Source organism: Phocaeicola sp. GP0067, assembly GCF_031119655.1.
GTDB classification, from domain to species: domain Bacteria; phylum Bacteroidota; class Bacteroidia; order Bacteroidales; family Bacteroidaceae; genus Phocaeicola; species Phocaeicola vulgatus.
Genome location: NZ_JAVHZY010000038.1, coordinates 1 through 14,978 on the forward strand (window position 1 = coordinate 1; position 14,978 = coordinate 14,978).

15 protein-coding genes, 1 tRNA gene and 1 pseudogene are annotated in these 14,978 nt (G+C 35.3%); 2 read left to right on the top strand and 15 right to left on the bottom strand.

Features of this window, described 5'->3' with window-relative positions; all coding sequences use genetic code 11:
- Positions 1 to 777: 777 nt before the first annotated feature.
- Complete coding sequence (locus tag RE317_RS19240; protein ID WP_154577181.1) at positions 778 to 948, top strand: hypothetical protein; 171 nt, start codon at positions 778 to 780, stop codon at positions 946 to 948.
- 63 nt (positions 949 to 1,011) lie between these two features.
- On the top strand, positions 1,012 to 2,265 hold the full coding sequence (locus RE317_RS19245; protein ID WP_008781520.1) for a hypothetical protein: 1,254 nt from the start codon (positions 1,012 to 1,014) through the stop codon (positions 2,263 to 2,265).
- 617 nt (positions 2,266 to 2,882) lie between these two features.
- Here RE317_RS19245 and RE317_RS19250 read toward each other — a convergent pair.
- The 15 genes and pseudogenes from RE317_RS19250 to RE317_RS19320 form a co-directional block, all read right to left on the bottom strand.
- Positions 2,883 to 2,992, bottom strand: a tRNA-Gly gene (locus RE317_RS19250).
- A gap of 514 nt (positions 2,993 to 3,506) precedes the next feature.
- On the bottom strand, positions 3,507 to 3,926 hold the full coding sequence (locus RE317_RS19255; RefSeq protein ID WP_117873773.1) for a hypothetical protein: 420 nt from the start codon (positions 3,924 to 3,926) through the stop codon (positions 3,507 to 3,509).
- 21 nt (positions 3,927 to 3,947) lie between these two features.
- Positions 3,948 to 4,582 (bottom strand): annotated as a pseudogene (locus RE317_RS19260) (hypothetical protein).
- Positions 4,582 to 5,436 (bottom strand): penicillin-binding transpeptidase domain-containing protein, encoded by an 855-nt coding sequence (locus RE317_RS19265; RefSeq protein WP_117873772.1) that lies wholly within the window; start codon positions 5,434 to 5,436, stop codon positions 4,582 to 4,584. The pseudogene RE317_RS19260 and the gene RE317_RS19265 overlap by 1 nt, the downstream one beginning before the upstream one ends.
- 23 nt (positions 5,437 to 5,459) lie before the next feature.
- Positions 5,460 to 5,843, bottom strand: a complete 384-nt coding sequence (locus tag RE317_RS19270; RefSeq protein ID WP_234440283.1) for a hypothetical protein — start codon at positions 5,841 to 5,843, stop codon at positions 5,460 to 5,462.
- A gap of 7 nt (positions 5,844 to 5,850) precedes the next feature.
- Positions 5,851 to 6,201 carry a hypothetical protein gene (locus RE317_RS19275; RefSeq protein ID WP_117873770.1) on the bottom strand — a complete coding sequence of 117 codons (351 nt, stop codon included), beginning with the start codon at positions 6,199 to 6,201 and terminating at the stop codon, positions 5,851 to 5,853.
- 114 nt (positions 6,202 to 6,315) lie between these two features.
- Entirely contained in the window at positions 6,316 to 6,507 is a 192-nt protein-coding gene (locus RE317_RS19280) for a hypothetical protein (RefSeq protein WP_234440282.1), read from the bottom strand.
- Between the two features lie 12 nt (positions 6,508 to 6,519).
- On the bottom strand, positions 6,520 to 6,984 hold the full coding sequence (locus tag RE317_RS19285; RefSeq protein WP_234440281.1) for a hypothetical protein: 465 nt from the start codon (positions 6,982 to 6,984) through the stop codon (positions 6,520 to 6,522).
- A gap of 71 nt (positions 6,985 to 7,055) precedes the next feature.
- Positions 7,056 to 7,526 carry a hypothetical protein gene (locus RE317_RS19290; RefSeq protein WP_117873766.1) on the bottom strand — a complete coding sequence of 157 codons (471 nt, stop codon included), beginning with the start codon at positions 7,524 to 7,526 and terminating at the stop codon, positions 7,056 to 7,058.
- An 855-nt stretch (positions 7,527 to 8,381) separates the two neighbouring features.
- Positions 8,382 to 9,542, bottom strand: a complete 1,161-nt coding sequence (locus RE317_RS19295) for a hypothetical protein (RefSeq protein ID WP_117889663.1) — start codon at positions 9,540 to 9,542, stop codon at positions 8,382 to 8,384.
- Positions 9,543 to 9,658: 116 nt separating this feature from the next.
- A complete protein-coding gene (locus RE317_RS19300; RefSeq protein ID WP_117873762.1) occupies positions 9,659 to 10,252 on the bottom strand; it encodes a tyrosine-type recombinase/integrase in 594 nt (197 codons plus the stop codon).
- A 298-nt stretch (positions 10,253 to 10,550) separates the two neighbouring features.
- Entirely contained in the window at positions 10,551 to 10,823 is a 273-nt protein-coding gene (locus RE317_RS19305; protein ID WP_117873760.1) for a hypothetical protein, read from the bottom strand.
- Positions 10,824 to 10,893: 70 nt separating this feature from the next.
- Entirely contained in the window at positions 10,894 to 11,910 is a 1,017-nt protein-coding gene (locus RE317_RS19310; protein WP_117889660.1) for a DUF3871 family protein, read from the bottom strand.
- 329 nt (positions 11,911 to 12,239) lie between these two features.
- On the bottom strand, positions 12,240 to 12,929 hold the full coding sequence (locus tag RE317_RS19315; RefSeq protein ID WP_117873758.1) for a DUF5131 family protein: 690 nt from the start codon (positions 12,927 to 12,929) through the stop codon (positions 12,240 to 12,242).
- A gap of 119 nt (positions 12,930 to 13,048) precedes the next feature.
- Positions 13,049 to 14,869 (bottom strand): hypothetical protein, encoded by a 1,821-nt coding sequence (locus tag RE317_RS19320; RefSeq protein ID WP_117873756.1) that lies wholly within the window; start codon positions 14,867 to 14,869, stop codon positions 13,049 to 13,051.
- Positions 14,870 to 14,978: the final 109 nt, after the last annotated feature.

A 14,978-nucleotide genomic window follows, 5' to 3' on the forward strand; every position in this document is an offset into this window, starting at 1 on the left:
GTAATAACAAAGCCCCTGCTTGTGAAAGTCGGGGCTTTGTGCATAAAAAAAGAAGGTGCGCATTTTGACACACCTTCATTCTTATAACAAAAAGATACATAAAAAGACGGGATTCACCAATCCTGCCTTTTTCAATACAAACTGCTTTACTTATCAAGATGCCTTACAACATCCCAGTTTAATGAATCTAAAAATAAAAACACATTCAGTTATTTGTGATAGCAAAGCTATAACAAATATTTTAAAGAAAAATCTTATGCATAAAAAATGCACAGAATAAACTATATATAGACCAACATACAACACATTTAAAACAATATTGTAATACAGGGTCATTGACACAAACATTCTGAAAGAACAAAAGAAAGACGCATGACTGATAGCCAATCCGAAAGAGTATGTTATTGAGGTTGTCAAAAAAAACTAAAAGAAATTTAGTTAAAGTCCTATTACTGAAAACAACGTAACAGATTATTCCTTAAATTTGCTTATATATAAACTTTAAATATAATGACACATGAAAACGATTGCAATTCTAATTACTTTACTTTTAATAATTAATATAAACATTTATCAAGGTAATTCAACTGAAGTTTTAGCAAGTAACGAAAGCGGTATCTTTCAATATTAGGATCTAGAGAAGAAAAAATGTCTTAGCAATGGACATAAAAGTATATCGTTTCATTAACTCTCATGCAATGACTCAGATTATTTTTTTATCAAAAACCTTTTGTAATGATTTTATAAAATACATTTTTAATAATATTAATTCTAATCATGAAAAGTATTTCCATTTTACGCCTAACCGCAATCCTTTTGTGCAGCATGCACCTATTGGGATCCGCCTCACTTCAAGCCCAAATGAACAAATGGGTAAACTATAGCCCGGATTTGACCACCGTACTGAAAAATCCTGCCATGGGATGGATGATGTACGAAGAAGGCTGATCTTTTCAGGGAACACGCCACAATAAAAGCAACATCTATACTCCCGAAGTTTTTTGGAAACAGATGGAAGAATGCAAAGCAGCTGATTATTCCAATATTCTGTACATCAGAATGCTGTGGAAAGATTTGGAACCCGAGGAGGGCAAATATGCATGGATTTACAATGAACGGTATAAATGGTATATACAAAAAGCCAAAGACAAAGGGCTTAAACTGGCCTTCAGGGTGTTCTTTCATGGTGTAGACGGAGTACCGTCCTATGTGTACGAAGCCGGAGCCACAGAAAGCCCAATAGACGATGAAGGCAAAACCCAGCCTTATTATGATAATCCAGTATTCCTTGAAAAGCTGGACAAGTTCATAGAGGCTTTTGCAAAGGAATATGACAATCCGGATGAGGTAGATTATATTGATGCATATGGATTGGGAAGATGGGGAGAAGGACATGGACTGGTACTCGAAAAGCAAGATAATCTGGAAAGCGTTATCCGACAGATAACCGAATCGTATGCAAGACACTTCAAAAAAGTGCTTACGGTAATGAATCTTTCGCAGAGCGACTACAGGTTTTCCAAGCCGCTAGTATATGACAAGCTGGGGTTTCTTCCTCGCAGGGATGGTATAGGCAGTTTTTGGTTTTCTAATGAAGAACGTGCGATGGTGCATGACGAACTTTTCCCAAAAAGAGCTCTTATTGGTGAGGGATGCTGGTGGTTTAACGCACAAGATGGTGATAACTCAAAATACAAGCATTTCCAAGGAGACAAACGTTTTGCCATGAACGATTTCAAAGAAGCTTTTACCGTTTCTGTGACTGATGCTTTGGACAGCCATTGTAACACGCTGGATTTGCGTATGCCTTTACAGTGCAAATTCTGGATAGAAGAGCTGCCGGACCAAGTTCAGCGTTTTATAACTTTAGGCGGTTATCGTCTTTATCCGGACTATATAAAGGTGGAGCAAGACCACAAAACGTTGACTTTGTTTCATTCATGGAAAAACTATGGTGTGGGTGTATTGCCTAATAATCATCCCAATTGGAATTATAAATATCAGGTTAGTTTTGTTTTGATGAATGAAAAAAAGGAAATTGTATTTCTTTATACAGAACCGGAAGCAGAACCTTCCGAATGGTTGAAGGGAATATCATACAATTATTTGAGTCGGTTTAATATTCCGGCAGAATTGCAGGGAAAGTATACCTTATGTGTCGGCTTGACTGACAAGACAAAAAATAACGAAGCGGCTATTGATCTGGCTGTGTCTGGGAATTTAAAAATAGGGAAATGGATATTTGTGGTTGAACTGGAGTTGTAATGTGTGTACTTGGCATTTTTGCACCAATTAATAAAGAAGCTTCTGACTGATTATCAAAAAATAAGGACTTTCTCTATATCTGTACCCAGTAAATCCAATATGTTTAGGGATATTCTTTCAATAGTACAAAATTATACAACCTATTCAAGTTAAATTATTGCTAATCAGTTAGTTTTTGTATCTTTGGATATCCCTCAAAAAAGAAAATTAAGAATATAAATTAGTGGAAAATAAAAGTGCAATTCTGATTATTGATGGATTGCACTTTTTATTACTTTTCTAAAGACATTGTTTCTTCACATATAATTTGAGATTATGAAAATAACGTTTTCATATTTCTCCTGTCTTTTCATTATCGGATGTACACATCAATCCAACCAAGGAAAATCGTTATAGAAAGCAGCAATGCAGATGCAATTCGTGTAAGTGCCGATACTTTAGCGTATGAATATACTGCATGGGCCTTTATAAACAAATCTGTTCCCATATTTCTCATTAGCCATATACTGCTCAATCAATTTACATAATGATGTTCAAACCACCTGTATTCATCTTCCTCAAATAGTGCTAAAAAAGAGAATTCTGATAGCCAACTACCTGACTATCAGAATTCTCTTTGGAGCGGCAAACGGGATTCGAACCCGCGACCCTCAGCTTGGGAAGCTGATGCTCTTCTGCGGCTGCCAAAGGCTTCGCCTTCGTCAGCTACCAACTGAGCTACTGCCGCTTATATCTTCTTAGAAGAAGTCCTTTCAAGTTGCGGTTTACATGTTGGTTTACACGTAAACAAGATAAATTCAACAATAAATTAATAATCTCTTTGCAGCATTGAACTGCACCACAAAGTTAGTCAATATTGTGCTGTTATCCAATGATTCTTTCTTATAGTTTTGCTTTTGACTATCAGTTTTTTATCTATCTACTGATATAGTATATAATAGTATAAAGTAGCTTTCTCCCTACTGAAAAAGTATTCATATATTGTATTGACATTGCATAATATAGTATCGGTATAAAAATCAGTAGTAGGTATATAAAGCTATATCTTCTTAAAAATCTACCTGCTGAAAAATCTACTCTTATTGTTTTGTGTTCTCTGCATCTATAAATATGCTTGTGAAACACATAGTTTTGTAGTTAATAAGATGTTTGTTCAGAACTGAAAAAGCCAACTTATCCGTTGTTTGAAGTATATACTTCAAATGGGTAGGTTGGCTTTTTGTCTGTCAAGTAGTGGTCTGCTATTGTTTTACACAATCTCTTGTATCATCAACGGTCTGATTGTCGTCATTCAAGAGTTCTATAATAAGTTTGGTATCTGATACAGATTTAACCCTTATATACCAAGGCTCATTATCGTAGGTGTCACTTTCTTCATCATATCCATAGCACATCAGCATGTTGTTTTTAGAATCAAAAGTGTACTTGTACTTCTCTCCATAATATACAGTTGATGGTTGATTTGAAAAATAGCAATAGCCTTTCTCAACTATAAAATAGGGATAACCATCAGTATAAGCATCATACCATACCCCTTGTAACAGTTCTTGCGTTGATTTACCACCGTTGCTTTCTTCTTCGTCATCATTGCTGCAAGAAGTGAAATTCACACACATTACTACGGCTAATAAAGCCATTCCAATTAATCTAAATGTTTTCATTTCTGTTTGATATTTAAATAGTTATTCCGATTGTACTAATTCAAATTTATTCCTTTTAGTTGGTATGTATGATTGATAGTATTGTTCCATCCATTAGAGCCGTAAACAGTAATGGTCTTGTTCTTTGAATCAAACTTGCACTGCCCATTTTCTAATTCTGTAAATGGTACTTCTGTTTTCTGTATAAAGTAACCGTATGGGCTGACATCGTACACGTCATAAGCATTGGAATCCCTTGAACCACTTTTATAGCGGTTGATAATGAACTCATCTTCTCCGTCAAAATCAACATCGGAAAAGAAGAAAGGAGAATTATCCGAAAGGTATTCTTCACTTTCTAATTTAGTCGTATAATCCAGCTCTATAACAGTATTGTTCGGATATGTGTTACCTTTATCATATAGAATCTTATCAGTCCATTTCTCCGCAAAGTAGTAATATTGTACTCCTTGTTTCTCTAAACAGAATAGAGCGTTACCTACCTCACCATTTTGCAGCCACATTACTTTTACTGTATATCCGTTTATAGGCTGTTTGTACTTGATGTAAATATGTGGCTGATTGAAACATTCAAAATCCAGTAGAACAGATGTTTTGTCTGTTTTGCAAGCTGCTAAACTAAATAATCCAATAATGATAAATAGCAATCTTCTCATTACCTTTCATTCATTATATCAATAATCTGCCTAAACACATCACCTGCCATCAGTCCACCACTTGCAGGTAATCCCTTCTTATTAATGGTAACGATAACACTGTATTTCGGATTATCGGCAGGAAAGTAACCGCAAAATTCTACGGCATATTCTCCATTTGAAAGTTGGATTGTTCCCGTTGCTCCTGCTACTTTAACCTTATCAGATTGGGCAGGCTTGGCTAATCCATCAGAAACAGCGTACTCCAATGCCTGCTTAATGGCTGTCTTGCTTGCTGCATTAAAGAAAGTCAAGTTCTGCAACGGAGTAGTGGGTATACCATAACCTAAAGAATTATAGACAAGGCTTGTGTCTTTTACTTGATAACCGTATTTTGCAAGTGCTTCCGCAAAGGTTTGTTCATTGTCAAATGCCTTTCTTACCGCTTTGTAATTGGCAATATTGGACGAGAAAGCAAAACCTTGTTCTACTGTGATTTTTCCATATCCACTCCTATGCCAATTATGGTCGCACAATGTATCTTTTCCAATAGCTAAAACCCCATCTGCAACGTCTATTGTATCGGATAGTTTAACCGCCTTTGTTTCTAATGCTGCCAAGAGTGAAGTGGTACGCACTAATCCCGATTCTTGCAGAATAGAATCAGAACCAACAGAAGCCTTAATTTCTCCCGTCTGCACTTCCATTACAATAACTTGCCCTATTGTTGCATCAAGTTCGGATAGCTTGTTTTGCAGGATAGAATCAACACTTACTTGTAAAGTGCTGTCTATGGTAGAAACTTGTTCCGTTTTTTGTTTGGCGCAAGCTATGAATGTAGCTATGCTAATTAAAAGGATAATAGTATTTTTCATGGTAGTTTATGTAAATAGAAATGTTATTCATTGCTCTTATAAAAACAGTATGCCATTACCGTAACGTTTATAATATTGTATAAAATGGTTAGGATAACAGCGACACTATCCCACATACTTTCCCAATGATTAGCCATAAATGCAAGAAACCCAATGACAAATAGAATTGTACATGCTCCATCCATGTCACGCCCATTTTTTATTCCAGCTCTTATTTCAGCTATAATTGTGGAAATAAAGGCAATCCCAGAGTATGTGTATATTCTATAATTACTAATTTCCACCAATGTACAAGATGATATATCAACCCATGAGCATACAATATTCCAAGCGATAAGCCCAACTATAAAATAAATGATAACCGCAATAATTAGGCATACAATAGATTTGAAAATATCCATAATCATCAAGATGTTATTTGCTATTAATCCGCTTATAAACAAGTATAACGGTTTGTCCTCTAAAAGTACCTCCTATGGTAATTCTGCTTAATACACCATTTACTTTATTAGAAATGATAACCACTCCACTTTCACCAAAACCTTTGTATTCGTAACCATCTTTAGATGTCAGAGTAACAGTTTCATTTTTATAAGTTACAGTGGCTTTAGATTCACTAACAAGATGGGCTGTAATATTTGAAGCACTTACAGTAGTTACTTTCTCGTTGTCAATAACTGCATAATCAAACTTGTATTCATCAGCATATAGATTAATACTGAATACGATTAATGTAAATGCGAATATTAGGACTTTGAATTTCATACCATACTTCTATTTAATGTGAACACATAGATACTAAAACCAATAATCCAACAACAGCAACAAGTATTGATATACACCCAGTTTTGTTCAGTTCCTTATCTTTGAATCCATTTTTCAAGCCATCTTTAATAAGATATATGCAAAGAATCCTCCTGCGATAATACCCAAAAGTACCCATAAGGACATTCCAAAATTAGAAGTTCCACCGTTATCCCATCTACCACGATTACCAATGTCTGCAAATAGATAAGTAGTATTGAGGAATAGCATGATAAAAAGCAATATGCACTTATTTAACTTGTTCATACTTAATACTATTTACATGTTGTGTGAATATCTTCTGTTTACTATTGCTTTGGCAATTTCATTGAAATATGTAGCAACCTCTTTATTGGCATAAAAAGCCCGATACTTCTTTTGTTTGCGTACACTTAAAGCTCTGTACTCCGCACCACTTATTCTATTTCCTTTATTATTGTACCAATAATCATCCCCATCAACATTGCCCAATTCTCCTTTAGAATCTGTTATGTTTCCAAAATCATCAGCTGAAAGTCTGTCTTTTTTCAATGCGTCCATATACCTTTCATACGCATTGCTAAATTCCTCACGTTTATATTCATTCCAATTCTTACTTGCAACATAGGATTGAACATTAGTTCCTAAATTGTGTATATATAATTCTTTGTCAATTTTGCGCATACCATATTTGTATGAAAAATTGCCTTGAAATTCTTGGTTTACAGATAATCTGTTCATAAAAATATCACTGTCATTTCCCATATTTACACTATATATGGGAGCAAAGTATAAGGTAAGCAGTAGTAAAACAAAAGTTCTCATAATTTCAACAATTAGTAGTTAAAGTAAATAGTACCCAACGTTGTATGCTCTACTTTCCATTCAAAGTTATTCACTATAATTTCTTTGTCTAATAAAGCATTGACCCTAACGGCTCTGTTATTACAATCTCTCCAACTTTCTCTATATAAAGAACGGTCTAATACAGCCCGAACATAGATTTCAGTTTCTCCCGAATAAGATTCTCCTAAATTGATTTTGATTTTTGTTCTTTTGAAATTTTGTGAACTTGCATCAAAGAAGTATGCTCCTACAGTCTGATAGCTTTGTGCGGTAGAACGGTTAGGAGTAGAATATGAAGGCACATTCGGAAAATACCCGTTACTATTGCCACGGTTATGTTCGTTGCTACTGTTGTTATTGCTTTTGCCAACTATTACGGGTTTGTATTCAACTAATGGAAGTTGTGAATAAGCAATTGTTGGCAGTACTGTAAAAGCTAAAATTGAAATAATCTTTTTCATTGCTCACTAATATTGTACTTCCCAATTCCCCGAAGAAGCGGATATAAAATAAGGTGTGGGAACTATATTTGCTTTATCCTAAAGTCCGGCTCTCGCATTGCCTGTAGTATGGATAAAACAATAGCAACCCACACCAATTTTGACAATATCTAAGAGCCTTATAGATATAAGGCAGGTATATATCAAATGGTGGGGTGCTATCGCTATCATCTTCATACTACTTTCAAATTTGCGAGATTTGACTTTAGAAGATAATCTCAATAACACCTTTCGTTAAATATGTCCTTTCAGTGCCTTAACACATTAAGACCTCTGAAATTGTTGCAAAGTTAGCAAAAGGTTTTGAATAGCTAAAGATAAAACACTGATAAATGCAGTTCTAAGTGTTCCAAAACATATTTGTAGTAAGGTATTAGGCAATATTGCCCCTTTTTCTTCGTAATTGCATAAGCAGGTACTTTTTTTGAACGGGGACTATAAGAAGATTTCTTCCCGAAAAAAGTACCTGTAGTTTCTACAGATTGAAAAATGAATATCTTCTATTATATATAAGGTATATAGGTTTACAGTCTAACTAAGTAATCAGTAAAATCAATATCTAATCTGTGTAACTCAATAGCGGTATGAAAATTAGAAGTGGATATATAAGACGATAATTTTTAAAACCCATACCTACTATTAGTTATAAATATTATAACTGTTTTTCTGATATTGCAGATTAGTACGGCTGTTCAGAATTTTAAATTATTCCTCAAAATCCACATATTGGAAAATACAAGCATAATTGCGGCATTTTTTAAGAGGCTTTTTCTTACGCTTGCACCATTACTAAGTTAGCTATGTTAGAATCTATTGTTAGCAGAGAAATTTCCTTAAATTGTTAGATATAAATTGGTTTGGCTTCCATCGTTTTATAAGTTTATCTATTATGAAACTGTCGAAACTGCTTAGTCCTAATGATGCCAAGCCATTAGAGCCTAACATATCTAATGTTGCGCCTAAAGATTCAAAAATGATGAAACGCATTATTTTAATTGGTAATCTCTCAATCCAAGTACTATTTTTAGAAATCGCTTTAGTATATTCTTCTATAAAATTTTTTTCTTCGGGAATCTCTTTTTTCCATTTTTTGAATTCTTGCGCTTTTTCTAAGAGTTTTATAAAATCATAAAAAGGCTTTTCTTTTGAATTAATAATAGTCTCTATATCTTTTGATTCGGGAAGAATAATCCTTTGAAATGCACTAACTGAGTTAAGATTCTTATTTGTTTTTTGTATAATATCGGAAAGCTTTTGTGAAAGAATCAAAGAGCATGAAGTTGATGTCAGTAAGTCACTATTTTTATTGGCGGCTATTATCATATCAGAGAATGCACTAACTAAAGAAAGAAGAAATCCTTGTTGGCTAAAATTAAATTCATATTCTAAGCCTTTTCTTTTTGCAAGTGCATTTAGTTCATTGATATTTAAATTACTCTTAAGAAGATAACAGTTATTGCTGTTTTCAAAAGTATATTCAATTGAATTTGAAAGATACAATTCTTCAATACCTAATTCATCAAATTCTTTGTATAATACTTTCTTGTAAAAATTACAATATAAAGTTGAATTAGTTAGTTCGGCTAAAGCTTCCTTAGGAAAATTAAAAGCTTGGGTTATGTCTTTATATCGAATAATCCTTCTTCTTACTTTTCCAGCAATCACGTCCGTTTGAAAATATTCTTTCATAGCCATTTCAATCATTCTATAATGCATATCAGTGTGTGGAGTTTGAAGTAACATTATTCTCGTACCACTTCCAATAGGCATTGCAGCAAAATAATCTGTGGCAATGTATATTTTAAGCCCAAAAGCTCTTAAATCATCCAACTCATTTATTCCTATATTTTGCAACAAGTGAGCCAAACTATTAGGACGCAAAATAATATTCACCTCATCATAGAAAAGTAAGCACTCTGCTAACTTACCTATGGAGTGTTGTTTAGGTATGTAATGTATTGTTATAGAGTCAAACATATATATAGGCTTTTTTCTACTGCAAATTTAGCATTTTATTTATTTCTATTGATATTTAATTGATTTGTTACAGAAGGGAAGATTTTAAAAGACTTTCTTCCCTTCTTTAGTTATTATTAGAAACTTAGGCAGTCATAAGTATTTAATAGTTCTTCTTGCCTTAAACCAAGATAGCGTTTTGTTATCGAAACTGAACTATGATTAAACAGTTCCATCAGCTTAACTAAAGCCAATTCTGCATTTTCAGAGGATTCAAATACTTTCCTGCCAAAAGTCTTTCTAAGTGAGTGGGTAGAAAAATGGTCTATCTTTAAATTGTACTTGCTTTTCAGCTCTTTAAGTACAATGTTTATCCATTGGATAGAATAGACCTTGTTCTTACCTTTTCCCGATAAAAAACAGAACTCATTCAAGTTCTGAATATCCAAAGCTGTATAACAGTCTTTAATGTGCTTCTGAAACTCCTTATTAATTCTCACTTCCCTACGTTTGCTTGTTTTCTTTTCAGTAATGGTAAACTTTGCATCCTTACTCAAAAGCATTTCCCAAGTAAGTTGTAATAGGTCACTAATACGGAGACCAAAGAATATGCCACACCCAACAAGCAGGCTTATTCTATAATTCTTATCCCTATATAACTTTCTCACCAAGTTTGTGGCACTGTCCCATTGTAGGCAGTCACTTGTTGTATAGCTGTTCTTCAAACTCATGTTGTTTCAATTTTGTAGGTTTAACTATAAAAGTGAAAGTAAATTCGGGAATCATTCTGTAATAGATTGATTCTCAAATTACTTTCACTTCTATTAGAAAGTGTAACTAAGATTGCAGATAAGTAAAGATAGTGATAATCAGTATCAGCAAAAAGGGATTAATGATGCCAATTATTATCAGTAGTATAACTACCAATGTACCCCATAAAATCAATTTTCCATTATCTTCCATTTTGTAGTATTTTTAAGTGAATAAAAAAGAAAGGACACCTAAATAAATAGATGTCCTCTCATTACATTATATAAAAGGCAAGTAACAATCATCCAATACCCCACTGTCAATAATCTTTCTGCAAAGTTCATGTGAGGCTTGATTTCTAAGGTCTGTTCTGTACCCCTTATCACCAACCATTTTAATGATTGCCACAATGGCTTTCATTAATTCCTGCTGTAATGTACGGTGATAATATCTTGTACTTTCAGCAAATTTTTGAGGATTCCAACTCATATCATTCAAAGCTCTTTCCAATTCTTTTGCAGCCTTATATTCACGGCTTTCTTGTAATTCCATATCTCATTATTTAAAAGGTTTGTAAAATAGATAAGAAAGGACACCTAATAAATAGATGTCCTCTCATTAATTAGTCAATAAACCATTTGTAATGCTCATCCCCATGCAAGGCTGCATTAATTCCAACTGCCATTTCAGTAGCATTTAAAGAGCGGTCTAAGAAACTATCAATATATGAACTTTTATTTGCTCCAGTGAGCAAATTATAAAATTTCCACATATTCAAGTCATTTCCAAAGCTGCCAAAGTTCTCATCATTAATGTAGGCTTTTGCAACACTGTTTATTTGTGTATCAGTAAGCAACATTCTTGGCATTCTCTTTTGGTAGCCATTGGGCAAACACTGATAAAGTCTCATTTTGCCCAATATTTGTGCAAATTGGTGTTCACTCATTGAAGTATTGCCCAACTGTTGCATCAAATGTAGATGTTTGGCAGGATTGTAGTTGTTGAACAACTCCAAGGCAGAACGGTAAAGTTCACTTGTATTGCTCACTCTTAAATCATCCTTGTAACCGTCTGTAAAGATGCACATATTGCAACAAACTTGGTTCTTAAAGCCAATAGCCAACCTAAACAACTCTGGAACTTTCTTGCTGTATAAGTTCATTTGATTATAGGCTCTGACCCCTACTATTGAAAGGTTCAACTTGTTTCCCTCAACCGTTTCATAGATTGTAGGAATGTCAATACTGAAAGCTGCCCTCTCATAGTAGATTGTTTTGTCTGATTCCAACAACTGATTGGCAGGTTTGTGGATAGCTTCGGGAATACGACCCTTAATCACATGAGAGACACGAATATCGGGTGTTCCAATAGTCTCACCATTGTAGTAGGAGTTTGCAGCTTCCCAAACAGTTTCAATAAATGCAGCATGGTTTACTGTAAGCTCATTGTCTTTTGCAAAAACGGGAGTAATACAGTCATTTTTCAAATGTTGCAAGGTAGCTTCTTGGGTGTTTGCCTCTATGAAATGTAAAGACTTGTTAGATATTGCAGTTTCTTCAATAATGGTTGCTTCTTCTGCAAACTCACCTAAATTCATTCTCTCTCTGTTCTCTGTTGGCATGATAACTAAATTATTCATATTGATAAAAGTTTAAATGATTAATAATTCTTTTTATATCAATGTACAGAGGGGGACTTGAGGGGGTTGCCAACCGTAAAGACAGCCACTCTTATATATTTTAGGTCACTGGCTGAATGGGGAGGGGGATTTCTGTACTAAGTACCTTATATATCTGTTCTCTTGATTTTTAGCTAAACTGCATATAGGTGATTCTTTAATTAGGTAGCCTTTTTAATGTCATTGGCTGTATGTGGCATATTATAAAGTATAGCCTATATAACTCTAATAAAAAACGAAAGTTGGATTCCGCCATATTGCAGGTTTCCTCCAACTTTCTTTCTCTGCCGTTACTTGCGCCATATCAAAGCGTTGTCTTTCACGTTCACATTGGCAAACGATTTCAGTTCCGCAATGAGTTGCTGGACTTCTTCTTGGGTAGGCTCTGGCAGCTTGACCCTCCCTTTGCTCTCCTTTCCGATATTCACCAACTTGGGGCTGCATCTTCTGATAAAAGACACCACTTCTTCATGGTCAAACTGCATCAAAGGTTCTGCCGTTACCATTGTGGGGCGTCCAAGCCTTGCTATCTCTTCCATAGCTTCCACCCGTTCCTCAATTCTTGGAGCTTTGTTCATTATCTCCGGATAGAAACGGTTGGTTTCAATGGTCGTGCAGAATATTACACGTTCCATAATCGGATGGTTGATGAACTCCAAAAACCTCTTGGGGTTCTTGGACTGTAATAGATAAGCATTTGGTTTTTCCGCATTATGATTCTGATAACAGTAATCCAAAATTCGTACTATCCATTCAGATGGAACATTTTCTGCAAACGCATCTGTGGTACTGCCAATGAAAATACGGTTCCCATTTCCCAAGTCTGTTTTAAACTCATTCTCTGCCAATATGAGGTGCTGATACTGTGGCATTGTTTTCATATAGCAATAGCTGCAATCGTGCAGGCATTTGCCTTTGATGGGATTCCAAGTATAGTTAACAAACTTGTACATATTTCCATTACTTAAATTTAGCCCCATAATTAGTTGTATTTAAAAGATTGATAATAAACGTTTTATCTAATATATAGCCTCTCAGCTTAGCGGTAGGTCTTTGACAAAAAACGCTCCTATATGCCCACACCCGAAAAACATACCGCCTAAAACTTGAAGAAATTAAGTTTGAATGATGGCTTCTCTTTTGAGCCGGATAAATTGCAATCATAATATTCTTTTATTGTTTCCTGTGTCACTTTGAAATTTATGCCATTCTCGCAATATATAACCTCCAATCTCTGCTTTATCTCTTCTTTAGGCAGGTATATCCCTAATGGGAACTCCGCTTTTATCTCGTTAAGGACTTTAGGAGAGAATCTTAGCTTTTGGGCTTGTGCCTTGTCATACTCTTTGACCTTTTTCTCAATGAGCTGCTTCTTATATTCGGCACTTACTATCGCATCCTTGCCTATCTTGTTGTAGGCAGTCAGAATATAGTCACATTCCGGCTGTTGTCTTAGTTGGTTCAGAAGCATCTCTTTTTCCTCCAAAGTAATCCTGCCGTTCTTTAACCATTCTTCCAACCGCACAATCAGGTGTAGCAACTGCTTCCTTTGTTCGGTGGCAATTTTGGTGTTGTTCAGCTTTTCCATGTCATCGTCCCCCACGCATTCAGTCACATTGTTGTAGGTGACGTTGAAGAAGCCCGTGCCAAGGTATGCTTGGTACAACTTATTTGCGGACTGGTAATAGCTCCTTACCCGTTCCTCATTATAAAGGTTGTCTATGGAGAACGGATTAATCTCGCCTCTTTCGTCTATCAAGTCTTGATATTTCATGTTTTCCATATCTTCAAGTATAGCACCTTTTTTAAATTCATCCGTTTCCTGCTGTCCTTTCAACAGGTTGTAATTGGTAATGAACTGCTCTACTCTGTTCCTTATTTCCTCATTGCTACGGATATGGATATTCGGATTTACCGTTGTGATGTGGGTAAGTGAGTTATAGGTGACATCATCATTCCCTTTTCTGCGGAATCGACCTTGTATCTGAATAGCTTCCGTGAACGGGTCTATCATAGTCCATTGTGCGGTACGCAAGTCCGTCAACATAAGTATGTCCGGTTTATATCTGCCTATGCGAATATCCAAAGCGGAATAGAAACGGCAAGTGAAAAAGTTGTACTTAGCCAAAGGGTAGTCAATCTGTGAGTACGCATTTACCAGTCCTCTTTTCTTCAACTTATTCACACTCTGTTGGGAGCAGAACACTTTATAGTCCGTAACACCCAATTTGCCAATCAAATCAGCTATCCCATCCGTCACATTGAAGAATATGCAGATATGCTTGCTGTTCTTTAGGTTGTCCAAGACAATCCGTAACCGCTTGTAATAGCTGTTGGTGACAATCAACTCCAAATCTTTCTTGTAGTCGTAGTCCGGCACAATCCGTATCAGTTGGAAATCTTGTCGTTCAAATTCGGGATGAGACATTTCCAAAGGTGTAGCGGAAACAAATGCTTTTTGCTCAAATTGGAAGAAGTCGTATATCGGCTGTGAGATTTTTCTCCGATAGTCCACGTCTTGTGTCAGTTTCTCGCACTCGTCAAACAAGCAGAAATATTCCTTATAGATGTTGATGTTCAACTTCTGTGCTGCCTTTCTTATTTTCGGGAAACTTTCGGGAGTGGTTATAATCTTCTTGTATGGAATATCCATTTTGAGGTACTTCTCAATCTTGTAAGGAGTACACTTTTCATAGACCGCTTCCAAATTCTCGTTCTCATTCAGCTTGCCAAGTATCACGGGTACATTCGGTTCTATGATTATAGAGTTGCGTTTTGAATGTATCTCGCTGTGGGTAGCCCCAAGTCCCGTTAAGGTCTTGTTCAGAATGGTATTGGTAGGTATCATGTTGCAGCCCATACGTTTTAATGCGTCAAGCAACCACTCGCCTTTATGCAATATGGTTTTAATTATTTTCATAATCTTTTTATTTACAATATTATATCTTGTTACTGAATTATTCAGGGCGGTAGGCTTTCAGAAAATTTTTACTTTATATGCCCGGAATTGAAAAATCTACCGCCATTGA

Bases quoted from the DNA above. Each gene is read 5' to 3' on its own strand.
- RE317_RS19320 (WP_117873756.1), bottom strand. From the start codon at position 14,869: ATGAAAATAATTAAAACCATATTGCATAAAGGCGAGTGGTTGCTTGAC.
- RE317_RS19255 (WP_117873773.1), bottom strand. From the start codon at position 3,926: ATGAAAACATTTAGATTAATTGGAATGGCTTTATTAGCCGTAGTAATG.
- RE317_RS19300 (WP_117873762.1), bottom strand. From the start codon at position 10,252: ATGAGTTTGAAGAACAGCTATACAACAAGTGACTGCCTACAATGGGAC.
- RE317_RS19270 (WP_234440283.1), bottom strand. From the start codon at position 5,843: ATGATTATGGATATTTTCAAATCTATTGTATGCCTAATTATTGCGGTT.
- RE317_RS19240 (WP_154577181.1), top strand. From the start codon at position 778: ATGAAAAGTATTTCCATTTTACGCCTAACCGCAATCCTTTTGTGCAGC.
- RE317_RS19315 (WP_117873758.1), bottom strand. From the start codon at position 12,929: ATGGGGCTAAATTTAAGTAATGGAAATATGTACAAGTTTGTTAACTAT.
- RE317_RS19290 (WP_117873766.1), bottom strand. From the start codon at position 7,526: ATGAAAAAGATTATTTCAATTTTAGCTTTTACAGTACTGCCAACAATT.
- RE317_RS19295 (WP_117889663.1), bottom strand. From the start codon at position 9,542: ATGTTTGACTCTATAACAATACATTACATACCTAAACAACACTCCATA.
- RE317_RS19285 (WP_234440281.1), bottom strand. From the start codon at position 6,984: ATGGGAAATGACAGTGATATTTTTATGAACAGATTATCTGTAAACCAA.
- RE317_RS19245 (WP_008781520.1), top strand. From the start codon at position 1,012: ATGGAAGAATGCAAAGCAGCTGATTATTCCAATATTCTGTACATCAGA.
- RE317_RS19305 (WP_117873760.1), bottom strand. From the start codon at position 10,823: ATGGAATTACAAGAAAGCCGTGAATATAAGGCTGCAAAAGAATTGGAA.
- RE317_RS19275 (WP_117873770.1), bottom strand. From the start codon at position 6,201: ATGAAATTCAAAGTCCTAATATTCGCATTTACATTAATCGTATTCAGT.
- RE317_RS19265 (WP_117873772.1), bottom strand. From the start codon at position 5,436: ATGAAAAATACTATTATCCTTTTAATTAGCATAGCTACATTCATAGCT.
- RE317_RS19310 (WP_117889660.1), bottom strand. From the start codon at position 11,910: ATGAATAATTTAGTTATCATGCCAACAGAGAACAGAGAGAGAATGAAT.
- RE317_RS19280 (WP_234440282.1), bottom strand. From the start codon at position 6,507: ATGAACAAGTTAAATAAGTGCATATTGCTTTTTATCATGCTATTCCTC.